General features: G+C 63.7%; 20 protein-coding genes. 12 read left to right on the forward strand and 8 right to left on the reverse strand.

Features of this window, described 5'->3' with window-relative positions; all coding sequences use genetic code 11:
• Nucleotides 1–105 precede the first annotated feature (105 nt).
• Complete coding sequence (locus PSEEN_RS07810; protein ID WP_011532936.1) at nucleotides 106–1,020, forward strand: DUF808 domain-containing protein; 915 nt, start codon at nucleotides 106–108, stop codon at nucleotides 1,018–1,020.
• A 97-nt stretch (nucleotides 1,021–1,117) separates the two neighbouring features.
• On the opposite strand, the gene PSEEN_RS07815 is transcribed toward PSEEN_RS07810, so the two are convergent.
• A complete protein-coding gene (locus PSEEN_RS07815; RefSeq protein ID WP_011532937.1) occupies nucleotides 1,118–3,061 on the reverse strand; it encodes an LTA synthase family protein in 1,944 nt (647 codons plus the stop codon).
• A gap of 150 nt (nucleotides 3,062–3,211) precedes the next feature.
• Between PSEEN_RS07815 and PSEEN_RS07820 the strand changes: the two genes are divergently transcribed.
• Nucleotides 3,212–3,526 (forward strand): hypothetical protein, encoded by a 315-nt coding sequence (locus PSEEN_RS07820; RefSeq protein WP_011532938.1) that lies wholly within the window; start codon nucleotides 3,212–3,214, stop codon nucleotides 3,524–3,526.
• A 62-nt stretch (nucleotides 3,527–3,588) separates the two neighbouring features.
• On the opposite strand, the gene PSEEN_RS07825 is transcribed toward PSEEN_RS07820, so the two are convergent.
• The 7 genes from PSEEN_RS07825 to puuE all read right to left on the reverse strand — a co-directional run bounded on the left by PSEEN_RS07825 (nucleotide 3,589) and on the right by puuE (nucleotide 10,600).
• Nucleotides 3,589–4,371, reverse strand: a complete 783-nt coding sequence (locus tag PSEEN_RS07825) for an outer membrane protein OmpK (RefSeq protein WP_011532939.1) — start codon at nucleotides 4,369–4,371, stop codon at nucleotides 3,589–3,591.
• Nucleotides 4,372–4,722: 351 nt separating this feature from the next.
• Nucleotides 4,723–5,508, reverse strand: coding sequence for an outer membrane protein OmpK (locus PSEEN_RS07830; RefSeq protein WP_011532940.1), 786 nt, complete (start codon nucleotides 5,506–5,508; stop codon nucleotides 4,723–4,725).
• A gap of 141 nt (nucleotides 5,509–5,649) precedes the next feature.
• On the reverse strand, nucleotides 5,650–7,005 hold the full coding sequence (locus PSEEN_RS07835; RefSeq protein ID WP_011532941.1) for a nucleobase:cation symporter-2 family protein: 1,356 nt from the start codon (nucleotides 7,003–7,005) through the stop codon (nucleotides 5,650–5,652).
• Between the two features lie 182 nt (nucleotides 7,006–7,187).
• Nucleotides 7,188–8,507: a urate hydroxylase PuuD gene (locus PSEEN_RS07840; RefSeq protein ID WP_011532942.1), complete on the reverse strand. Its 1,320-nt coding sequence runs from the start codon at nucleotides 8,505–8,507 to the stop codon at nucleotides 7,188–7,190.
• A 45-nt stretch (nucleotides 8,508–8,552) separates the two neighbouring features.
• Nucleotides 8,553–9,056: an ureidoglycolate lyase gene (locus tag PSEEN_RS07845; RefSeq protein ID WP_011532943.1), complete on the reverse strand. Its 504-nt coding sequence runs from the start codon at nucleotides 9,054–9,056 to the stop codon at nucleotides 8,553–8,555.
• A gap of 102 nt (nucleotides 9,057–9,158) precedes the next feature.
• Nucleotides 9,159–9,674 carry a 2-oxo-4-hydroxy-4-carboxy-5-ureidoimidazoline decarboxylase gene (uraD, locus tag PSEEN_RS07850; protein ID WP_011532944.1) on the reverse strand — a complete coding sequence of 172 codons (516 nt, stop codon included), beginning with the start codon at nucleotides 9,672–9,674 and terminating at the stop codon, nucleotides 9,159–9,161.
• On the reverse strand, nucleotides 9,674–10,600 hold the full coding sequence (gene puuE / locus PSEEN_RS07855; protein ID WP_011532945.1) for an allantoinase PuuE: 927 nt from the start codon (nucleotides 10,598–10,600) through the stop codon (nucleotides 9,674–9,676). Before puuE ends, uraD begins: the two co-directional genes overlap by 1 nt.
• Before the next feature lie 400 nt (nucleotides 10,601–11,000).
• Here puuE and uraH point away from each other — a divergent pair, with 400 nt between their 5' ends.
• The 10 genes from uraH to purF all read left to right on the forward strand — a co-directional run bounded on the left by uraH (nucleotide 11,001) and on the right by purF (nucleotide 22,539).
• Nucleotides 11,001–11,354 (forward strand): hydroxyisourate hydrolase, encoded by a 354-nt coding sequence (uraH, locus tag PSEEN_RS07860; RefSeq protein WP_011532946.1) that lies wholly within the window; start codon nucleotides 11,001–11,003, stop codon nucleotides 11,352–11,354.
• Between the two features lie 294 nt (nucleotides 11,355–11,648).
• Nucleotides 11,649–12,653, forward strand: a complete 1,005-nt coding sequence (locus PSEEN_RS07870) for an aspartate-semialdehyde dehydrogenase (protein WP_011532947.1) — start codon at nucleotides 11,649–11,651, stop codon at nucleotides 12,651–12,653.
• A 71-nt stretch (nucleotides 12,654–12,724) separates the two neighbouring features.
• Nucleotides 12,725–15,400: a motility hub landmark protein FimV gene (locus PSEEN_RS07875; RefSeq protein ID WP_011532948.1), complete on the forward strand. Its 2,676-nt coding sequence runs from the start codon at nucleotides 12,725–12,727 to the stop codon at nucleotides 15,398–15,400.
• Between the two features lie 150 nt (nucleotides 15,401–15,550).
• Nucleotides 15,551–16,405 carry a tRNA pseudouridine(38-40) synthase TruA gene (gene truA, locus PSEEN_RS07880; RefSeq protein ID WP_011532949.1) on the forward strand — a complete coding sequence of 285 codons (855 nt, stop codon included), beginning with the start codon at nucleotides 15,551–15,553 and terminating at the stop codon, nucleotides 16,403–16,405.
• Between the two features lie 60 nt (nucleotides 16,406–16,465).
• The gene (locus tag PSEEN_RS07885) at nucleotides 16,466–17,086 is read left to right on the forward strand and encodes a phosphoribosylanthranilate isomerase (RefSeq protein ID WP_011532950.1); all 621 of its coding nucleotides are present in this window, start codon (nucleotides 16,466–16,468) and stop codon (nucleotides 17,084–17,086) included.
• A gap of 225 nt (nucleotides 17,087–17,311) precedes the next feature.
• Nucleotides 17,312–18,205 carry an acetyl-CoA carboxylase, carboxyltransferase subunit beta gene (gene accD, locus PSEEN_RS07890; protein WP_011532951.1) on the forward strand — a complete coding sequence of 298 codons (894 nt, stop codon included), beginning with the start codon at nucleotides 17,312–17,314 and terminating at the stop codon, nucleotides 18,203–18,205.
• Nucleotides 18,205–19,512, forward strand: a complete 1,308-nt coding sequence (gene folC, locus PSEEN_RS07895) for a bifunctional tetrahydrofolate synthase/dihydrofolate synthase (protein ID WP_011532952.1) — start codon at nucleotides 18,205–18,207, stop codon at nucleotides 19,510–19,512. Before accD ends, folC begins: the two co-directional genes overlap by 1 nt.
• The gene (locus tag PSEEN_RS07900; RefSeq protein WP_011532953.1) at nucleotides 19,496–20,176 is read left to right on the forward strand and encodes an SPOR domain-containing protein; all 681 of its coding nucleotides are present in this window, start codon (nucleotides 19,496–19,498) and stop codon (nucleotides 20,174–20,176) included. The genes folC and PSEEN_RS07900 overlap by 17 nt, the downstream gene beginning before the upstream one ends.
• Nucleotides 20,177–20,436: 260 nt before the next feature.
• Nucleotides 20,437–20,991 carry a CvpA family protein gene (locus PSEEN_RS07905; protein ID WP_011532954.1) on the forward strand — a complete coding sequence of 185 codons (555 nt, stop codon included), beginning with the start codon at nucleotides 20,437–20,439 and terminating at the stop codon, nucleotides 20,989–20,991.
• A 42-nt stretch (nucleotides 20,992–21,033) separates the two neighbouring features.
• On the forward strand, nucleotides 21,034–22,539 hold the full coding sequence (gene purF, locus PSEEN_RS07910; protein ID WP_011532955.1) for an amidophosphoribosyltransferase: 1,506 nt from the start codon (nucleotides 21,034–21,036) through the stop codon (nucleotides 22,537–22,539).
• The last annotated feature ends 9 nt before the right edge of the window (nucleotides 22,540–22,548 follow it).

Below are 22,548 nucleotides of genomic sequence, written 5' to 3' on the forward strand. Positions count from 1 at the left end.
CCCTCCAAGAGGGATCGCGCATGGTAGCACCGCCCCGGACAGGCGCTCAAGGCAGCGACTTTGCGCTAGAATCCGGGCCTTTGACCCCACTGGATACAGGCAAACATGGCAGGAAGCAGTCTACTGGTACTGATCGACGATATCGCCACGGTACTGGACGATGTCTCGGTAATGACCAAGGTCGCGGCAAAGAAGACCGCGGGGGTGCTGGGCGACGACCTTGCACTCAATGCCCAGCAGGTCACCGGCGTGCGCGCCGACCGGGAAATTCCGGTGGTCTGGGCGGTGGCCAAGGGCTCGCTGGTGAACAAGGCGATCCTGGTGCCGGCGGCGCTGCTGATCAGTGCCTTCATCCCCTGGGCGGTGATCCCCCTGCTGATGGTCGGTGGCGCCTACCTGTGCTTTGAAGGTTTCGAGAAGCTGGCGCACAAGTTCCTGCACAGCAAGGCAGAGGACGAGGCGCAGCACGAGGCGCGCAAGGAAGCCCTGGCCGACGCCAATGTCGACCTGGTGGCGTATGAGAAAAGCAAGATCAAGGGCGCGGTGCGCACCGACTTCATCCTGTCCGCCGAGATTATTGCCATTACTCTGGGTATCGTGGCCGACGCGCCGCTGAGCCAGCAGATCGTCGTGCTGTCGGGCATCGCCGTCGTCATGACCATCGGTGTCTATGGCCTGGTGGGCGGTATCGTCAAGCTCGACGACCTCGGGCTGTGGATGACCCAGAAATCCTCGGGCCTGGTTCGCGCCATCGGCGGCGGCATCCTGCGCGCCGCGCCGTACATGATGAAGGGCCTGTCGGTGATCGGTACCGCCGCCATGTTCCTGGTTGGTGGCGGCATCCTGGTGCATGGTATTGCGCCGTTGCACCATGCCATCGAAGCGTTTGCCGATGGGCGGGGCGGGGCGCTGACCGGGGCCGTGCTCAACGGTGTTGCCGGTGTGGTGGCCGGCGCCGTTGTGCTGGCCGTGGTCGCGGTGCTGGGCAAGCTGTGGCGGGGTGTGCGGCCTGCTCGCTGAGGCGGGTAGAGCGGTTCGCCGGCAAGCCGGCTCCTACAGGCGTTGCGTGATCCTTGTAGGAGCCGGCTTGCCGGCGAACCGCCCTTGAATCAAGGCCTCAACGGCTGACAGCGACACCTTTCTCTACTGGCTTCCACGCCAGCAACCCTTGGCTGAACCCGTAGGCGGCGCTCTGGTAATAGGCGATCGCCCGGCGTACCAGCGGGTTGTCCTCACCCACGTTCGTCTCGCGGCTGTTGCCCAGCGCATCTTCATGCACGCGCAGGCCGCCACGTGGGCTGAGGATCGCCAGGTCCTTGCCGTCGAACAGCCCCAGGTGCTGGTAGTTGCCGATCAACACCCGTGGTGGCAACACGTCGTCACGCAGCAGGTCGCGACCGAAGAACGTCGAGGTGTAGCTCAGGTTGAGCAGGCCGAGCAGGGTCGGTGCCAGGTCGATCTGGCTGGCCAGCTTCGGGTTTTCCTGCGGTGCGATCATTTTCGGTGCGTAGATCCACAACGGAATCTGGTAGTTGTTGACCGGCAGGTCTTCCTTGCCGGCGCTGCCCGCAGTGTGGTCGGCGACAAACACGAACAGGGTGTTGTCGAACCAGGGCTTTTCCTTGGCCTGGCGCAGGAATTGGGCGATGGCGTAGTCGGTGTATTTCACCGCGCCCTCGCGCCCGTCGCCCGAAGGGATGTCGATACGACCGTCGGGGTAGGTGTACGGGCGGTGGTTGGAGGTGGTCATCAACTGCAGGAAGAACGGCTTCTGCGCGGCGTGGTCGCTGTCGGCCAGCTTGATCGCCTGGCGATACAGATCCTCGTCGGCCATGCCCCAGGCATTCTTGAAGCTGATTTCGCGCTCGTCGACGCTGCTCTGGTCGACGATGCGATAGCCGTTGCCGCTGAAAAAGGCGTTCATGTTGTCGAAGTAGCCGCGCCCGCCATAGACGTACACGGCGTCATAGCCGACCGCCGTCAACTGTTGGCCCAGGCTGGCATAGCCGCTTTCGCGGCCGATGCGCTTGACGATCGAGCGGCCGGGGGTGGGCGGGATCGACAGGGTGATGGCTTCCAGGCCACGGTCAGTGCGGGTACCGGTGGCGTAGAAATTGTTGAAGTACAGGCTCTGGGTGCGCAGTGCGTCGAGGTTGGGCGTGAGGTTTTCCGGGTGGCCGTTGCTGCCCATGTACTTGGCGCTGAAGCTCTCGATGGTCACCAGGATGATGTTCGGCTTGCGCAGTTCACCGCTGGCACTGATGCGGCGGCGGATGTCCTGGGCCTCGCGGGCCTCGAAGCGGGTATTGGCGGCGGCCAGTTCCTGATGCATCTGCGTACCCACCGCGTCCGCGCCAAGGCTGGCGTAGAACTGGGTGTAGTCCAGTTCGTTGTTACGGAGGGCGGCGAAGAACTGGTACGGGCCGTTGCTGGCCAGTTCGCGCTGGTAGGCGTTGCCGCCCTGGCCGCGGGGGAACTGTTGGTCGATCACCAGCACCGCCATCACGCCCAGGCCCGCCAGTAGGCAGAGGCCCGCCAGGCGTTGGCGGCCCGTGATCGGTGGGGCTGCGAGGGCACGGGTCAGGGGCTTGCGCAGCAGCAGGGTGAGCAGCAACGCCACCACCGCCAGGCCACCGAGCAGCGTGGGCAGGGGGTAGGACTCGCGAATGTTGTCCAGGACTTCCTTGGAATACACCAGGTAGTCCACGGCGATGAAGTTGAAGCGCACGCCGAACTCGTCCCAGAACAGCCACTCGGCCACCGCGACGAACAGCATCAGGAACAGGCTCGCCGCCAGCGCGCCTTGTAGCAGCCAGCGGTGGGTACGGGTGCGCCACAGGGGTGTCGGGCACAGGGCCAGGTACAGCCCCAGCGGGAGCGCGGCATAGGTCAGGAAGCCCAGGTCATACAGCGCGCCGCTGAAGAACACCGACAGGTAGCTGCCGCTGAACTCATCGGCATGGGCTGCCAGCAGGACCACACGGGTCAACAGAAAGATGCCGAACCAGGTCGAACAGAGTAACAGCAGGAAACGCCAGGGAGCGGCGAGCGGGGTGCGCATGAAACTGGCCTATGTCCATATGGGTTGTTGAGAGCCAAGCAGACTAAAGAGCCAGTTGCAAAAAAAATGTCAAAATTTTGCAGGCTATAAGTGGATGTCTACTTTAAAGGTGCCAGATATTTATTTCGAAACTGTACCGGGGAGGAAATCATGTTCGGCCAAGTTCTCACCTACGACGTTTATCACCTGGCGCTGTATCTGATCTCGGCGCTGGCGTGGGGCATGCTGGGGGTGCGCTTTCTGCTGCTCGACCTGTCTGCAACAGCCTTGCTCAGGTGCTTCGCGATGTTCGGGCTAGCGATGGCGATCAATGCCGGAATGTTGATGCTCGATATTCGAAGGGTGCTTGAACATCATCAGGTTGAGTTGCTGCTGGTGGTGCTGGGAGGGTTGTTGCCTGGTGCGCTGATGTTGATTTGGAAGGCAAGGTCTACGTTAAGTAAGAGGTTTCTTATTTGGCTGTAGGTTAATTCTTACAGTTTTGAAAGAAACAGCGCCTTCTCGAAAGGCGCTGTTTCGTTTCACGGTCAGAAGTGAACTTTGACCAACAAGCTCGCGGTGTTCTGGTCGGTGGTGAAACCGTCGCTGTCCTTGATGCCGTACTTGTTCTTCCAGTAGTCGTACTCGATACCCACGTACAACTGCTTCTCACCCAGGTGCAGGGCCTTGCCCAGGTCGTACTTGATCTGCGGGTTGAAGTGCAGGTTGGCCTGGTAGGTGCCACGACGGTTCTCGTCGTTGTCCACCACCCAGTCCATGAAGCCGTCGATCAGCACGTCGGACGAACCCACGGGGATGGTGTAGGACCAGACTGGGGTGATCTGCCAGACATTGTCGCCCGGGCGGCTGCCATCGGTGGTGCGCTGGTAGAAGTTCAGCTGGAAGTAGTCGAAGCCTGGGATCGCCAGGTCGAAGCCGGGGCCGATCAGGTAGGACTCGGTGTCACCCTCGCCGAACTCGTAGGTCATCGCCAGCAAAACGTCTTTCACCGGGCCGAACTCGAGCTTCTGGTCGAAGATCTTGCCGAACGACAGGCGCGGGCTGATCTCGCCGTAGTAGGTGTTGGGGCCGTTGTTGGCGTCCTTCTTGCCCTGGTAGAAGATCTTGTCGACGAAGATGAAGTTGTCGCCGTACTTCCACGCGTCGGCGTGCTCGAAGGTGAAGGTCTGCTGGGTCTCGGGGTTGACCTTGAAGTTCTTGCCCCACAGGTAGGTCAGGCTGTTGTTCTGCCATTGCAGCAGGTCACCGGCTTGGCTGGCGCCGCAGGCCAGCAGGCCACCGGCGAGGATCAGGCTATTGATGGTACGCATTGCGTGTGTCGCTCCCTTGATTTGGATCTGTTGTCAGCGCTCGAGCGCTATTCTTGTCTTTTGGGTCAGCTTTTTTCGATTGGCCACAGCTGTTTGGCAAGAGCTGCGCCAACTTTTCCGCGTTGGGCACAACCATCCTGCTCGACGTCTTTCTGAACGGATGAAAAGGGTGTTTCAGGCTGGCAACACGTTGGCCAACCGCCCGAATTCATTGACTGAGCGGTCAGTAAACGCAGGCAGGATCCGTCCTGCCCTGATCGAGGGGGCGCGCAGATTACTGGCTTGCGCGCCGCACCTCAAGTGCTCCGTCCTGGAGCACGGTGCTGCAAAGTTGGGCGTTCGGTCAGGTTATCAGAAGTGCACCTTGATGAGGGCACTGGCGACGCTCTGATTGCTGTCCAGGTTGCCGCGGCTGTCGATGCCGTACTTGTCCTTCCAGTAGCTGTACTCGAAACCCACGTAGAGCTGCTTGGCGCCCAGGTTCAGGGCCTTGCCCAGGTCGTACTTGACCTGTGGGTTGAAGTGCAGGTTGGCGTGGTAGGTGCCGCGACGGGTCTGGTCGTTGTCGGTCACCCAGTCCATGTAGCCGTCGATCAGGATGTCCGATCGGCCCACGGGAATGGTGTATGACCAGCCGGGGGTGATCTGCCAGACGTTGTCGCCCGGGCGGCTGCCCTCGGTGTTGCGCACGTAGAAGTTCAGGGTGAAGTAGTTGAAGCCGGGGATGTCCAGGTCGAAGCCGGGGCCGATCAGGTAGGCCTCGTTGTCGCCTTCACCGCGTTCGTAGGTCATGGCCAGCAGTACGTCCTTGACCGGGCCGAAGGCCAGCTTGCGCTCGAAGATCTTGCCGAACGACAGGCGCGGGCTGAACTCGCCGTAGTAGGTGGTGACGCCTTTGCCGGGGTCGGCCTTGCCGTTGTAGAAGATCTTGTCGACGAACAGGAAGGTGTCGCCGTACTTCCACTTGTTGGCGTGTTCGAAGGTGACGGTCTGCTGGATGTCGGGGTTGATCTTGAAATCCTTGCCGTACAGGTAGGTCAGGCTTTCGCCGTGCCATTGCAGCCATTCGCCGGCATGGGAGGGGAGGGCGGCCAGCAGGCTGCTGCCCAGCAGAACGGACGTGGTGATGCGCTTCATGTTGTGGTTCCCGGACTTATTGTTTTTGTTTGGGGCTTTTTCGGCGCGCAGGCGCCCCGGGCGGCCCATTCCGGCGGGCCGACGGCAAAACGGTTGCAGCGTGTCTGAAGTGGGGCGGCACCCCGGTGCCGCCCCGGTCACTCAATGCGGGTGACAGGCCTCGTTGTGCGCGGCGCGCTCGGCGCCACCGAGGATGTTGAACAGCAGGTTCAGCACCAGGGCGCTGAGGGTGGCCATGGCGATACCACTGTGGGTGATGGGCTCCATCCACTGCGGCATCTGCGCGAAGAACTCCGGGCGAACCACGGGGATCAGGCCGAAGCCGACGCTGACCGCGACCAGCAGCTGGTTGCGACGGTCGGAGATATCCGCTTCCTGGAGGATCTTGATCCCGGTGGCGGTGACCATGCCGAACATGGCGATGGACGCGCCGCCCAATACCGCGGGCGGGATCGAGGCGATCAGGAAGGCCGCCTTGGGCAGCAGGCTGAGCAGGATCAGCAGGGCGCCGGCCATCACGGTGACGTAACGGCAGCGCACCCCGGTCATCTGCACCAGGCCGATGTTCTGGGCGAACGAGGAGTGGGTGAAGGTGTTGAAGAAGCCGGCGATGAACGACGCGCCGGCATCGCACAGCAGCCCGCGGCGCAGCATCCCTGGTGTGACTTCACGGTCGGTCACCTTGCCCAGGGCGAGGAACATGCCGGTGGACTCGACGAAGATGATCACCACCACCAGGCACATCGACAGGATCGGCGCCAGGCTGAAGGTCGGCATGCCAAAGTGCAGCGGGGTAACCACCTGCACCCACGGCGCCTCGCTCAGGCCCGACAGGTCGACCATGCCGATGGAGCCGGCGAGCACATAGCCCAGGCCCATGCCCACCAGCACCGACACATTGACCCAGAAGCCGCGCATGAAGCGATTGATCAGCAGGATCACCGCCAACACCAGGCCGGCCACCATCAGGTAGATCGGCGCGCCGAAGGCTTGCGCCTCGTGGCCGCCACCGGCCCAGTTGACCGCCACCGGGAACAGCGACAAGCCAATGGAGGTGATGACCGTGCCGGTCACCAGCGGCGGGAAGAAACGCACGACCTTGGACATGAACGGCGCGATCAGCATGCCGAAGAACCCGGCCGCGATGGTCGCGCCGAAGATCCCCTGCAAACCGACACCCGGCATGCCGGCCATGGCCACCATGCTGCCGACCGCCGCGAAGCTGGCGCCCATCATGACGGGCATGCGGATGCCCACAGGGCCGATACCGAAGGATTGGATGATGGTGGCAACGCCGGCGACCAGCAGGTCGGCGTTGATCAGGAAGGCGACTTCTTCGCGGGACAAGCCCGCCGCCTGGCCGATGATCAACGGCACCGCGATGGCGCCACCGTACATCAGCAGAACGTGTTGCAGACCCACCAGGATCAGCTGGAACAAGGGCAGGGGCTGTCGCGGGGGCGCAACGGGGATGTACGCCTTGCGTGACTCGGACATGCAGCACCTCGAGTTTTGTTTTTATTCTCGGATCCAAGCGCTCGATACCACGCGGCAGGTCCCCGGGTGATATCGAACGCTCGATGCTTGCTTGTTGCTTAGAGCTTGAAGCCGAGGCCGGGGTTGCCGGCCTCTTCGCGGCACAAGGCCGCTCCTACAGTCTTGAAACAGGGTGTCGCGATTCAGTTGACCCGCGCACCGGCGGCGATCCAGTCGCCGACCAGCTTGCGTTCTTCGACGGTCATCTGGGTGATGTTGCCCAGCGGCATGATCTGGCTGGCGACGGCCTGCGCCTGGATGCGCGCGGCCTGGGCCTGGATCTGCTGCGGGGTGTCGAACATCACGCCGGCCGGGGCGGCGCTGAACAGTGGGCTGGTCGGCTTGGCCGAGTGACACACGGTGCAGCGTTCCTGGATGACGTTGTGGATCTTGTCGAAGCTACCGGTGGCCGCTTGGGCGGTGGCCTGGGCGGGTTGCGCGGCAGGTGCCTCGGCAGGCTTGGCGGCTTCCTCGGCGCGCAGTTCGGCAGCCGTCTTGCCACCCACGGCGGTAGCCGGCAGCGGCTGATACTCGACCTTCGCGGCGGCCTGCTCAGGGGCGGTCGGCAGCGGCTTCGGACCGGTCACATAGGCCAGGCAGATCATCGCCAGGGCGCCGACAGGCAGGGTCCAGGCGTACTTGTTGCTGTCGTGGCGGGTGTTGAAGTAGTGACGGATCAGTACCGCGGCCACTGCGATCCCGGCCAGGATCAGCCAGTTGTACTGGCTGCCGTAGGTGCTCGGGAAGTGGTTGCTGATCATGATGAACAGCACCGGCAGGGTGAAGTAGTTGTTGTGGCGCGAACGCAGCAGGCCCTTGGCCGGCAGCACCGGGTCAGGCGTTTCGTTCTTCTCGATGGCCGCCACCAGCTGGCGCTGGGCCGGCATGATGATGCGGAACACGTTGCCGACCATGATGGTGCCGATGATCGCGCCGGTGTGCAGGTAGGCGCCACGGCCGCTGAATACCAGGCTGAAGCCCCAGCAGGCGGCGATGATCAGCACGAACAGCACGCCACCGAGCAGGGCGGGCTTCTTGCCCAGGGGCGAATCGCACAGGAAGTCGTAGATGAACCAGCCGGCGATCAGCGAACCGATACCGATGGCCACGCCCTCGGCACCGCTCAAGGTGCTGCCGGGCGCCAGCAGGTAGAGGGTCGGGTTCCAGTAGAACACCACGCACAGCAGGGCGATACCGGACATCCAGGTGAAGTAGGCTTCCCATTTGAACCAGTGCAGGTTCTCGGGCATTTTCGGCGGGGCCAGCTTGTACTTCTCGAGGTGGTAGATACCACCGCCGTGGATGGCCCAGAGGTCACCCGACAGCCCCTCGCGCGGATTGCTCCGGTTCAGGTTGTTTTCCAGCCAGACGAAGTAGAACGATGCACCGATCCAGGCCACGCCGGTGATCATGTGAACCCAGCGAATGCTCAGGTTCAGCCATTCGTGAAGGTGTGCTTCCACAATATGTACCTCACGCCGGTCACCACGGTGATGACCGACCTTTTCTTATTGGTGGGGATTGAGGATCAACATCTGTTCCTCGGGGAAGTAATGCTCATCGCAGTTGTTGCCGGAACCACTGCGATCAACCACCAGGAAGTCATCCCGCTTTTCGATCGTCAGCACCGGGTGGTGCCAGACGCCGCGATGGTAATTGACGCCCTGCCTGCCATTACTGCGGAAGGCACGGACCAAGCCTGATACAGGTGCATCGCCAACGGGCGCGACCACGATCAGAAAGGGGTTGCCGAGCAGCGGGATGAAAGCCTGGCTGCCCAGCGGATGGCGTTCCAGCATGCGCACGGTCAGCGGCATCTCCAGCGCGTCGGCGCGGAAGATGCTGATGATCGCCTTGTCTTCAGGCTCGGCGGTCTCGACCGTGGCGAGCTTGTGGAAGCGCATGGTCGAGCCGTTGTTGATCATGAAGTGGTCGCTGCCGTCGGTTTCGATCACGTCACCGAACGGGGCGAAGGCTTCTTTGGTCAGGGGCTCGATCATCAGGGTGCGCATGCGGTTATCTCTTCTATGTTCGTTGTTCTTGAAATAGGGTGGGCCGTCTTGCCTCGGCAGGCCCTGGGTGTCAGGCACTCGGGCCAGGCCGGGCGACAACCCTCAAAGCTGCAGCAGGCGGAACAGGGCGATCAGGTTGATCTGCGCCAGGGCTTCCTTGAATTCGGCGTCCTTGTCGTTGTGGATGCGTTTTTCGAAGGCGGCGAGGATCTGGTGCCGGTTGCTGCCCTTGACCGCCATGATGAACGGGAACTGGAACTTGGCCTTGTACGCATCGTTCAGTTCGGTGAAACGGGCGAACTCCTCGGCGGTGCACTGGTGGATGCCAGCGCCGGCCTGCTCGTTGGTGCTCGACTCGGTCAGCTCGCCCTGGATGGCGGCCTTGCCGGCGAGGTCCGGGTGCGCGTTGATCAGGGCCAGCTGGTCCGCCTGGTTGGCGCTGAGCAGGATGTCGCTCATGCGCTGGTGCAGCGCCTCGATCTCGTCCAGCTCGGCCAGTTGTCCCAGGTCATAGGCTTTTTCGGCGACCCACGGCGAGTGCTCGTAGATGTCGGCGAAGGCCTCGACGAAGGCGGCGCGGTCCAGGGTGGAGGGCTTGAGGGTGTTGAAGGCGGTCATCAGGCGTTCTCTTTCTTGTACGGGTGGGTGGCGTGCCAGTGGCGGGCGATATCCACGCGACGGGCGAACCAGACCTGCTCGTGGCTCTTGGCGTAGTCGACGAAGCGCTTGAGCGCGGCCAGGCGCGCCGGGCGGCCGACCAGGCGGCAGTGCAGGCCGATCGACAGCATTTTCGGGGCGTCGGCACCTTCGGTGTAGAGCACGTCGAAGGCGTCTTTGAGGTATTGGTAGAACTGCTCGCCGCAGTTGAAGCCCTGGACCTGGGTGAAGCGCATGTCGTTGGTGTCCAGGGTGTAGGGGATCACCAGGTGTGGCTTGCCGGTCGGGTTGTTCGGCTCCCAGTACGGCAGGTCGTCGTCGTAGGTGTCGCTGTCATAGAGGAAACCGCCTTCCTCCATCACCAGGCGCCGGGTGTTCGGGCCGGTGCGGCCGGTGTACCAGCCTAGCGGTCGTTCGCCGGTGATCTCGGTGAGGATGCGGATGGCTTCGAGCATGTGCTCGCGCTCCTGCACCTCGTCCATGTTCTGGTAGTCGATCCAGCGGTAGCCGTGGCTGCAGATCTCGTGGCCGGCCTGGGCCATGGCGCGGATCACGTCGGGGTGGCGTTGGGCGGCCATGGCCACGGCGAAGATGGTCAGCGGCACGCCGCTGTCCTTGAACAGCTTGAGCAGGCGCCAGACGCCGGCGCGGCTGCCGTACTCGTAGAGCGACTCCATGCTCATGTTGCGCTGGCCCTGAAGCGGCTGGGCGGCGACCATTTCGGAGAGGAAAGCTTCGGATTCCTTGTCGCCGTGCAGGATGTTGCGCTCGCCACCTTCCTCATAGTTGAGCACGAAGGACAGCGCAATGCGGGCATTCCCCGGCCATTGCGGATGAGGTGGGTTGTTGCCGTAACCGATCAGGTCGCGAGGGTAGTCAGCGCTCACTGCAGTCTTCCTTCTTGTACGTTTGTGCGGGGGGTGGGCGGGGCCGCGTCGGGATGTCGCACCACCGGATGAGCTGATTGTATACAACTTCTCAATTCTTTTGTAAGCCTGTTTTTCCGCATTTCTTCCCATTTGTCGCCTTGGAATGGCTTGCAAGAAACTTGCCCGATTGGTCAGTTAATCACAGGGGCGTCTTTACCCGGCCTGAGTTTAAGACTGGTGGGCTTTATATAAGAGGGTGAGTGGAAGCGGGTAGGCGGTCAGGCGGGATGGCTGAAAAAATTGTGTACAATTTATCGCTAAACTGTCTTAATGGCGCCATTCCGCACGCCGTTGGCCTTGCCGCCCGGTGAGTGCCGTGTATTTTTTGCCCACGCATACGACAAGAGGCGATTAGCAAATGGGACGTTTGACCACACACGTATTGGATGCCGCTCACGGCTGCCCGGGCAGCTCGATCAAGGTCGAGCTGTACCGCGTCGAAGGCCAGCAGCTGGAGCTGGTGAACACTGCCCTGACCAACAGCGATGGCCGCGTCGACGCGCCGCTGCTGCAGGGTGACGATTATCGTACTGGCGTGTACCAGTTGCAGTTCAGTGCTGGCGACTATTACCGTGCCCGCGGCGTGAAGCTGCCGGATACCGCATTCCTCGATGTGGTCGTGCTGCGTTTTGGCATTGACCAGAACCAGGAGCACTACCACGTGCCGCTGCTGATCTCGCCGTACAGTTACTCGACCTATCGTGGAAGCTAGTTGGTCGCTAGATGAATCTTCGTAGGTCCTTGCCCGCTCTCACACTGGCGGGCTTTTTTTTGCCTGTGCTTTTCCCTTTTTGCCATCGCCTTCAAGGTCTTCGACGGAGGATCGCGTATTAGCATGGAGGCGCTCGTCGTTAGCCTTGCAGTGTTCTCGAGATCGAGCGCCGCTACTCTCCCGGCGAACACCTTGAAAGCTCCGCGTTTCACCAGAAACCTCTCCCGGGTACCCAGCGCCCTACAATCCAAGTAAAGTGCCGCCCCCGCCGTACCCGCAGAAGGAACCGAAGCCATGACCACCCCCCTAGACATCGCCGTCGTCGGCGCCACCGGCACTGTCGGTGAAACCCTCGTGCAGATCCTCGAGGAGCTGGCATTCCCGGTAGCGACCCTGCACCTGCTGGCCAGCATGGAGTCAGCCGGCAGCAACGTCATGTTCGCCGGCAAGAAACTGCGGGTGCGCGAAGTGGACAGTTTCGATTTCAGCCAGGTGAAACTGGTGTTCTTCGCCGCCAGCCCGGCCGTCAGCCGCAGCTTCGCACCCAAGGCGCAAGCTGCCGGTTGCGCTGTCATCGATCTGTCGGGTGCCCTGGACGGTGCGCAGGCCGTGGTTCCCGAAGCGAATGGCGAGCGGGTGGCGGACCTGGCGATGCCTGCGCTGATCACCAGCCCCAGCTCGGGTGCCGTGGCCCTGGCCGTGGCGTTGGCACCGCTGAAGGCGTTGCTGGATATCGAGCGGGTGCAGGTCAATGCCTGCCTGGCCGTATCGGCGCAGGGCAGGGAAGCGGTCAGCGAGCTGGCGCGCCAGACTGCCGAGCTGCTCAACGCACGGCCATTGGAGCCACGCTTCTTCGACCGCCAGGTCGCATTCAACGTGTTGCCCCAGGTGGGGGCGCCGGACGATCAGGGCCGCACGGCCGTCGAGCGACGCCTGGTCACCGAGCTGCGCCAACTGCTGGACATGCCGCAACTGAAGATTTCCGTGACCTGCATTCAAGTCCCGGTGTTTTTCGGCGATAGCTTCAGTGTGGCGGTACAGAGCCGTCGTCCGGTCGATCTGGGCGCGGTCAACGCGGCGCTGGACACGGCCGACGGCCTTGAACTGGTCGAGCCAGGCGATTATCCGACCCCGGTGGGTGACGCAGTGGGCCAGGACGTGGTCTATGTTGGTCGTGTACGCCGTGGTGTCGACGAGGACGAGCAGCTCAACCTCTGGCTGACCACCGACAATGTGCGCAAGGGCGCGGCGCTGAACGCCGTGCAGGTGGCGCAATTGTTGATTAAACACATGGCGTAAAAGATACTGCGAGCAATTTTGTCCTACACCGCGACTGGGTTTTCGGGACCGTTCATACAAGGGAAGAGTTCATGCTTCGAATTCGCAAACTGGTTCTGGCCATCGCGGCAGCCTCGGCGCTGTCGTCCGGCGTGGCGAATGCCCTGGGGTTGGGGGAGCTGACCCTCAAGTCGGCGCAGAACCAGCCGCTGGATGCCGAGATCGAACTGCTCGATGTGCGCGACCTCACCGCCGCGGAAATGGCGCCCAGCCTGGCCTCGCCGGAAGACTTCGCCAAGGCCGGGGTACCGCTGCCGGCCTACCTCGAAGACCTCACCTTCACGCCAGTGCTCACGCCAAACGGCAAGAGCGTGCTGCGGGTCACCTCCAGCAAGCCGCTGCCGGAGCCGGTGGTCAAGTTCCTGGTCCAGGTCATGTGGCCACAGGGGCGCTTGCTGCGCGACTACAGTGTGCTGCTCGACCAGGCGCAAGCCCAGGGTAGCCAGCCGACCCAGGCCAACATCAACCCGGCCGTGAGCGCGGGCAGCTACACCACCAAGCGCCGCGACACCCTCTGGCAGATCGCTGCGCGCAACACCCATGGCGGCTCGGTCCAGCAGACCATGCTGGCCATCCAGGCGTTGAACCCCGATGCTTTCATCGGCAACAACATCAACCAGCTCAAGATCGGCCAGGTCCTGCGCCTGCCCGACCAGCAGCAGATCCAGAACATTCCTCGCCCCGAAGCCAACCGCGAAGTCGCCGAGCAGTACGCTGCCTGGCGCGAAGGGCGGCGCCTGGGACCGCGTGCCCGCCAGCTGGATGCCACCCGTCGTGGCGAGGCTGGCGCGGCGCCTGCGCGTATCGCCCAGGGCGACAACCTGCGTCTGGTATCCCCGGGCGGCAAGGGTGCTGCCGGTGACGCCAAGGCGCTCAACGACAAGCTGGCCGTTGCCCAGGAAAGCCTCGACACCAGCCGTCGCGACAACGACGAGCTCAAGAGTCGGATGGTCGACCTGCAGAGCCAGTTGGACAAGCTGCAGCGTCTGATCCAGCTGAAGAACGACCAGTTGGCACGCCTCGAGGCGCAAGGCGCGGCGCAGCCTGAAGCGCCCACCGCCTTGCCCGGCGAGCCAGCCCCGGCCCCGGCCCAGCCGGCGGTAAACGCCCAGTTGACCCCGGCCGAGCCAGTAGTCGCCCCGGCACCGGCCGCGGTTGATACAGCGCCGGCACCAGAGCCGGCCGCCGAAGCCCCTGTCGCAGAAGAGCCGGGGATGCTCGACCAGTTGCTGGGCAACCCGCTGTTGCTGGGGCTGGTTGCCGGTTCGGCGTTCCTGGTCTTGCTGCTGTTGCTGCTGCTCCTGGCGCGCAAGCGCAAGGCCCAGCAGGAAGCCGAGAAGCACCTGCGCATGGCCCGGGCGTTGTCCGAGGAAGGCGAGCGTAGTCCTGACCTGGACCTGCCGCCAAGCAGTTTCGAAGGGCTGGACGTTTCAGCGCCCAGCGTCACCCTGTCGCCTGCCGTCGTGGCCGCCTCGGCCGCTGCCGCCACCGCCGCGGAGAAGCCGCTGCCGGTGGTCGCTGCCGAGCCAGCCCAGGATCCGCGTGCTGCGTTGTTCGCCGAGGTCGATGAAAGCATCGCCCGTGGTCGCCTCAACCATGCCGCCGATCTGCTCGAGGCTGCCGTGGCGTCCGAGCCGCAGCGCAGTGACCTGCGCCTGAAACTGATGGAAGTCTATGCCCGCCAGGGTGACCAGACCGCGTTCGCCGACCAGGAGCGCAAGCTGGCGCCCAGCGACGCCAGCCAGGCCGAAGTCGCCTCGCTCAAGGAGCGTTACCCTGGCATGCTGGGGGTTGCGGCCGTGGCCGCAGGTGCCGCTGGCGCGGCAGCTTTGGCCGCAGAGCTGGATGAACAGTACGTCCAGGAACTGCTGCAGGAGCAGGAGCCGGCAGCACCCGTGGCAGAGGCCGAGCCAGAGCCGCTGGTTGAGCCTGCTCCGGAGCCTGAACCGGCTGCGTCGCTCGAGCCCGAGTTGGAATCCGAGCTGTCCCAGGCCCCCGAGCAGGATGACCTTGATAGCGCCTTCGACCTGAGCCTGGACGACGACCTGCCGGTCGACGAGCCGCTCGACCTGCCGGTGCTGGACGACACCGCGCCGCTGGAGGCCGTGCTCGAAGCTGAAGCGGCGCCGGCAGCCGAGACCGATGCCGACGATGACTTCGAGGCGTTGCTGGCACAGGCGCAGGCACAGTCGGAGCCGCAGAGCGTCGACGACCTCGCCGAGTTCGACCTCGACGTCGGCGAGCCGGCTGCTCCGGCCGGCACCGAGGAAGCGCCGGTGGACGTGGCGGCCGAACTTGCGGCCTTTGACGCCATTCCGGAGTTCGACCCTATTTCCGAGCTGGAGCTGCCGGACGATTTCGACCTGTCGCTGTCGCTGGATGACGACTCGCCGGCGGCGAAGAACTTCGCCTCGGAGCTGGATGACGTCAACGCCGAGCTCGACAAGCTGTCGCAGAACCTCGAGTCGCCGTCGCTGGAGCCGCAGTTCACCGCCGAGGACGCGGCCCAGGAGCCGGAGCCGCTGGATGACCTGGACTTCGACTTCTTCTCCGGCGCTGACGAAGTGGCCACCAAGCTCGACCTAGCCCGCGCCTACATCGACATGGGTGACCACCAGGGCGCCCGTGACATCCTCGACGAAGTGGTCAAGGATGGCGACGAAGGTCAGCGTCAGGAAGCCAACGAGATGCTCTCGCGCCTGGTCTGACGCGGCGTCACCTATCGCGGGGCAAGCCTGCTCCCACCGGCCTCTTTCGCAGGCGAGCGTGGGGGCGGGCTTGCCCCGCGATCATTTCGGCCCTTGCGTGGTTTGCCGGTATACTGCCCGCCTTTCGTTTCATCATCAGGTTTTCCGCTCTTGGACATCATCGACAACGCCGCTGCCGAATCGGCGGCCGAAGGCTACACCCGCATCGCCCTGGGCGTGGAATACAAGGGCTCGCGCTACCGCGGCTGGCAGCGCCAGGCCAGTGGCGTGCCCAGTGTCCAGCAAGCCCTGGAGCAGGCGCTGTCGACGGTGGCCAATGAGCCCATCACGGTGGTGTGCGCCGGCCGAACCGACGCCGGCGTGCACGGTTGCGGGCAGATCGTGCATTTCGACACTCGCGCGGTGCGTGACGAGCGCGCCTGGACGCTGGGCACCAACTTCAACCTGCCCCACGACATCAGCGTGGTTTGGTCCGCGCCCATGCCGGCGCATTTCCACGCCCGCTTCAAGGCCACGGCGCGGCGCTACCGTTATGTGATCTATAACGACCCGATCCGCCCGGCGCATCTGGCTGAAGAAGTGACCTGGAACCACCGGCCACTGGATGTGACGCGCATGGCCGAGGCCGCGCGGTATTTGCTCGGCACCCATGACTTCAGCGCTTTCCGCGCCAGCCAGTGCCAGGCCAAGTCGCCGATCAAGCATATCCACCACCTGCGCGTCACCCGGCACGGCCAGATGATCGTGCTGGACGTGCGCGCCACCGCGTTCCTGCATCACATGGTGCGCAACATCGCCGGTGTGCTGATGACCATCGGCGCCGGCGAGCGGCCAGTGGAGTGGGCTCGCGAGGTGCTGGAAGGGCGGAACCGCCGGGAGGGCGGGGTGACGGCCCACCCGTACGGCCTGTACCTGGTCCAGGTGGAATACCCGCAAGAGTACGCGTTGCCGCAGCGTTACATCGGCCCACACTTTCTTACCGGCTACGAGGCCCTGGCAGACTGACGGGCCAAAAGTCATTTGCTAACATCGGGCCTTTCACCGATCACTCAAGGTTCGCCCTCCATGAGCAACGTGCGCAGCAAGATCTGCGGGATTACCCGCCTAGAGGACGCCCTGGCGGCCGTCGAGGCTGGTGCCGATGCCATCGGCTTCGTCTTCTATGCGAAGAGCCCACGCGCGGTGGATGTGCGCCAGGCGCGGGCAATCATCGCCGAACTGCCGCCGTTCGTGACCACCGTGGGTTTGTTCGTCAATGCCAGCCGTTGCGAGCTCAACGAGATCCTCGAAGTGGTTCCGCTGGACCTGCTACAGTTCCACGGCGATGAAACCCCGGCCGACTGCGAGGGGTATCACCGGCCCTGGATCAAGGCCCTGCGCGTGCGCCCCGATGACGATCTGCAGGCCGCCTGCAAACACTACGCCGGTGCCAGCGGCATCCTGCTGGACGCCTATGTGCCGGGCGTGCCGGGAGGAACCGGAGAGTCCTTCGACTGGTCATTGATTCCGCAGTGCCTGAGCAAACCTATCATCCTTGCCGGTGGCCTGTCGGCCGACAACGTCGCCGAGGCCATCCGCCAGGTGCGTCCATATGCGGTGGATGTCAGTGGCGGTGTGGAGCAGCGAAAGGGCATCAAGGATGCCGCGAAGATCGAGGCCTTCATGCGTGCGGTGAGGCAGGCGTGAGGGCGGATGTGACGGCTGGCCGCGCGCCATCGTCCATAGCTTTCGCAGCCCGATGCTGCCAGGCCATGAGGCCGGCCCAGGCATCGGCGTAAACATTGGAGATGGGGCGGTGCGTGGCGAATCCATGGCCGGCCCATCGTCGTTTCACAGCAGAATTTGAGCTCAAGGGCAGGGTGGGGCCGGTAATTCCAGGCCCGTCGCCCGCCGATACTGGAGAGAGAAAGCATGAGCAACTGGTTGGTAGACAAACTGATCCCTTCGATCATGCGTTCCGAGGTGAAGAAGAGCTCGGTGCCCGAAGGCCTGTGGCACAAGTGCCCGTCCTGCGAAGCCGTGCTGTACCGCCCGGAGCTGGAAAAGACCCTCGACGTCTGCCCCAAGTGCAACCACCACATGCGCATCGGCGCACGTGCGCGTATCGACATCTTCCTCGACAAGGACGGCCGCGCTGAACTGGGTGCCGACCTGGAGCCGGTCGACCGCCTGAAGTTCCGTGATGGCAAGAAGTACAAGGACCGCCTGACCGCCGCACAGAAGCAGACCGGCGAGAAAGACGCGCTGATCTCCATGAGCGGCAACCTGATGGGCCTGCCGGTTGTGGTCAGCGCTTTCGAGTTCTCCTTCATGGGCGGCTCGATGGGCGCTATCGTCGGCGAGCGTTTCGTGCGCGCCGCCAACTACGCCCTGGAAAACCGCTGCCCGATGATCTGCTTCTCCGCCTCCGGCGGCGCGCGCATGCAGGAAGCACTGATCTCGCTGATGCAGATGGCCAAGACCTCGGCCGTGCTGGCGCGCCTGCGCGAAGAAGGCATTCCGTTCATTTCCGTGCTGACCGACCCGGTCTATGGTGGTGTTTCCGCCAGCCTGGCGATGCTCGGCGACGTGATCGTCGGTGAGCCCAAGGCGCTGATCGGCTTCGCCGGCCCGCGTGTGATCGAGCAGACTGTGCGCGAGAAACTGCCGGAAGGCTTCCAGCGCAGCGAGTTCCTGCTGGAGCACGGCGCCATCGACCTGATCATCTCCCGCGACGAACTGCGTCCGCGCCTGGCTCGCCTGTTGGCGCAGATGACCGGCCAGCCCACGCCGGAAGCCGCCAAAGAAGTCGCTGCGGTCGCGTGATGACCCAGCGCTCCCTGGGCGACTGGCTCGCCTACCTCGAACAGCTGCACCCTTCGGCCATCGACATGGGGCTGGAGCGCTCGCAGCAGGTGCTGGCGCGCCTGGGGCTGGGCAAGCTGGCGCCCCGCGTGGTGACGGTCACCGGCACCAATGGCAAGGGTTCGACCTGCGCTTTCGTGGCTACGCTGTTGCGCGCCCAGGGGCTCAAGGTGGGTGTGTACAGCTCGCCTCATCTGCTGCGCTATAACGAGCGCGTGCTCATCGATGGCGTCGAAGCCAGTGATGAGCAGTTGTGCGAGGCCTTCACCGCTGTTGAGGCGGCGCGTGGCGATGTTTCGCTGACCTATTTCGAGATGGGCACCCTCGCGGCGTTCTGGCTATTCAAACAGTCCGAGCTGGATGCCGTGGTGCTCGAAGTCGGCCTGGGTGGCCGGCTGGATGCGGTCAACCTGGTGGATGCCGACGTTTCATTGGTCACCAGTATCGGTGTCGATCATGCCGACTACCTGGGTGATACCCGTGAGTCGGTCGCCTTCGAGAAAGCCGGCATCTTCCGTCAGGGCAAGCCTGCGTTGTGTGGTGATCTCGACCCGCCGCAACCCTTGCTCGACAAGGCGCGTGAACTGGCTTGCCCGTTCTTCCTGAGGGGGCGCGATTTCGACCTGGCCAGCACCGACAGCCACTGGCAGTGGCGAGGCAGCAGGCTGGACGGTTCCGTCGCAGAGCTGCGCGACCTGCCGCTGCTCGACCTGCCCATGGAGAACGCGGCGCTCGCCTTGCAGGCCTTCCTCCTCATGGATCTGCCCTGGGATGAAGCACGGGTACGCCAGGCATTGCTGGATACCCGCATCACCGGGCGTCTCGACAGGCGAGCATTGCACTTCGCCGGCAAGCGTGTAGAGCTGTTGCTGGATGTCGGCCATAACCCGCATGCTGCCGAGTACCTGGCGCGTCGTCTTGCGACCCGGCCGCTCAAAGGTCGGCGCCTGGCGGTATTTGGCTTGCTTGCCGACAAGGACCTGGACGGTGTGCTTGCGCCGTTGCGTGGGCTGGTCGATGAATGGGCGGTGGCTCCGCTGGCCACTCCCCGCAGCCGTCCGGCCACAGAACTGGCCGACGCCTTGACGAACCTCGGTGTGCCAGTGAAGTCTTACGCTAGCGTCGATGCTGCCCTGGAGGGGCAGTGCGCCCAGGCGACGGCGGATGATCAGATCCTGCTGTTCGGTTCGTTTTTCTGCGTCGGCGAGGCCCTGGCCTGGCTCGAGCGGCAGGCCCTCGAGGATGGAGTAGATGGCAGTGCTGGATAAAGGGATGAAGCAGCGCATGGTGGGTGCGTTGGTGCTGGTGGCGCTGGCGGTGATCTTCCTGCCGATGTTGTTCACCCGTGAGGACGAGATGCGCCAGGTGCGTGTCGAGGCGCCGGAGGCGCCGGCCATGCCAAGCCTGCCCCAGGTGCAGGTCGAGCCTGTGGCGGTGCCTGAACCACAACCGTTGCCGGACCCGGGCGAGCAACCGCCTGTGGTGGTCAATGAGTCCACGGCGCCGGTGGCTGCGCCAAGCCAGCCGATCGCGCCCGCGCCTGTCGTGGCGCCGGTTCAGCCCAAGCCGCAGACGCCTGTGCCGACTCCCCCGGCGCCGAAGGTCGAGCCCCGCCCGGCGCCAGCGCCGACAGTGGCGCCTGCTGCGGCGGTGGCCAAACCTGCCGCGCCATCGAAGATCGATGCCAACGGCCTGCCGGTGAGCTGGTCGATCCAGCTGGCCAGTCTGTCGAACCGGACCGGGGCCGAAAACCTGCAAAAGACCCTTCGCAGCCAGGGCTACAACGCCTATATCCGTTCGGCGGATGGCATGAACCGGGTATTCGTGGGGCCGTTGATCGAGCGGGCGGAAGCCGAGCGCCTGCGCGATGTGATCAATCGCCAGCAGAACCTCAAAGGCATCGTGGTGCGTTTCCAGCCAGAGCGTGGTTAGCAACTGTCGCAGGGTAGCCCATTGATCTGATGTGACCTCTGTAGGAGCGGCTTTAGCCGCGATCACCCGCGAAGCGGGGGGCCGGCACTGCGTTGCCTGCATCGCGGCTAAAGCCGCTCCTACAGAGAATGCTGCATTTTCAGGCCTGTAAAGCTGTCCCCGGAGTCAGCCTGCAGCCCTTCAAACTCCTGACATTCCGCTTACCCCCAAGCCCTTCGCTCTGGTAAAATGCGCCGCCTCAAACGTCGGCAGGCAGCACCGTGGCATTTACCTGGGTTGATTGGGCGATCATCGCGATCGTCGCCATTTCCTCACTGATCAGTCTCAAGCGCGGCTTCGTCAAGGAAGCCTTGTCCCTGCTCATCTGGATTGTCGCCGGCGCGGTGGCCTGGATGTTCGGCGGCTCGCTCTCGCAGTATCTGGAAAGCTACATCCAGACCCCCTCCGCGCGGGTCATTGCCGGCTGTGCCATTCTTTTCGTCGCCACGCTGCTGGTCGGGGCGATGCTCAACTTCCTCATCGGCGAGCTGATTCGCGTGACCGGGCTGTCCGGCACCGATCGCTTCCTCGGCATGGCCTTTGGCGCCGCGCGCGGGGGCTTGCTGGTGGTGGTGGCCGTCGGGCTGCTCAGCCTGGGGCCGGTGCAACAGGATCCGTGGTGGCAGGAATCGCGCCTGATACCACAATTTCTATTGGTAGCCGACTGGTCGAAGAACCTCATACTCGGGTTCGGCGGCCAGTGGATGTCCAGTGGGGTCAGCGCACCCGTTGACCTTCCGTTCAAGGAGCAGCTGCTCGGGCCGAGCAAGCCCTGAGCGCTCTTCACTCAAGTTTCATCAAAGTAGGGGTTGCGTCGCATGTGTGGCATCGTCGGTATCGTCGGTAAGTCGAACGTCAATCAGGCGCTGTATGACGCGCTTACGGTCCTCCAGCACCGCGGCCAGGACGCTGCCGGTATCGTGACCAGCCATGACGGCCGGTTGTTCCTGCGCAAGGATAACGGCCTGGTGCGCGACGTCTTCCAGCAGCGCCACATGCAGCGCCTGGTCGGCAGCATCGGCATCGGTCACGTACGCTACCCGACCGCCGGCAGCTCCACCTCGGCCGAGGCCCAGCCGTTCTACGTCAACTCGCCCTATGGCATCACCCTGGCGCACAACGGCAACCTGACCAACGTCGAGCAGTTGGCCAAGGAGATCTACGAGTCCGACCTGCGCCACGTCAACACCAACTCCGACTCCGAAGTCCTGCTGAACGTATTCGCCCACGAGCTGGCCGTGCGCGGCAAGCTGCAACCGACCGAAGAGGACGTGTTTGCCGCGGTCTCCCACGTGCACAGCCGCTGTGTGGGTGGTTATGCCGTGGTGGCGATGATCACCGGCTACGGCATCGTCGGCTTCCGCGACCCTAACGGCATCCGCCCGGTGGTCTTCGGCCAGCGTCACACCGACGAAGGCGTCGAGTACATGATCGCCTCGGAAAGCGTCGCCCTGGATGTGCTCGGCTTCACCCTGATCCGCGACCTGGCGCCCGGTGAAGCGGTGTACATCACCGAGGAAGGCCAGATGTTCACCAAGCAGTGCGCCGAGAACCCGAAGCTTCAGCCGTGCATCTTCGAGCATGTGTACCTGGCCCGCCCGGACTCGATCATCGACGGCGTCTCGGTGTACAAGGCGCGCCTGCGCATGGGCGAGAAGCTGGCCGAGAAGATCCAGCGCGAGCGCCCGGACCACGACATCGACGTGGTCATCCCGATCCCCGACACCAGCCGCACCGCGGCGCTGGAACTGGCCAACCACCTGGGCGTCAAGTTCCGCGAAGGTTTCGTCAAGAACCGCTACATCGGCCGTACCTTCATCATGCCCGGCCAGGCTGCGCGCAAGAAATCGGTACGCCAGAAGCTCAACGCCATCGAGCTGGAATTCCGCGGCAAGAACGTGATGCTGGTGGACGACTCGATCGTGCGCGGCACCACCTGCAAGCAGATCATCCAGATGGCCCGCGAAGCCGGCGCCAAGAACGTCTACTTCTGCTCCGCGGCCCCTGCGGTGCGCTACCCCAACGTCTACGGCATCGACATGCCGAGCGCTCACGAACTGATCGCCCACAACCGTACCACCGAACAGGTGGCCGAGTTGATCGGCGCCGACTGGCTGATCTACCAGGACCTGCCGGACCTGATCGAATCGGTCGGTGGTGGCAAGATCAAGATCGAGCACTTCGATTGCGCGGTGTTCAATGGTGAATACGTCACCGGCGACATCGACGAAGCCTACCTCGACCGTATCGAGCAGGCCCGTAATGACCTGGCCAAGGTGAAAACCCAGGCCGTCAGCGCGATCATCGACCTCTACAACAACTGATTTGGGAGC

This window comes from Pseudomonas entomophila L48, assembly GCF_000026105.1.
Taxonomy (GTDB): Bacteria; Pseudomonadota; Gammaproteobacteria; order Pseudomonadales; family Pseudomonadaceae; genus Aquipseudomonas; species Aquipseudomonas entomophila.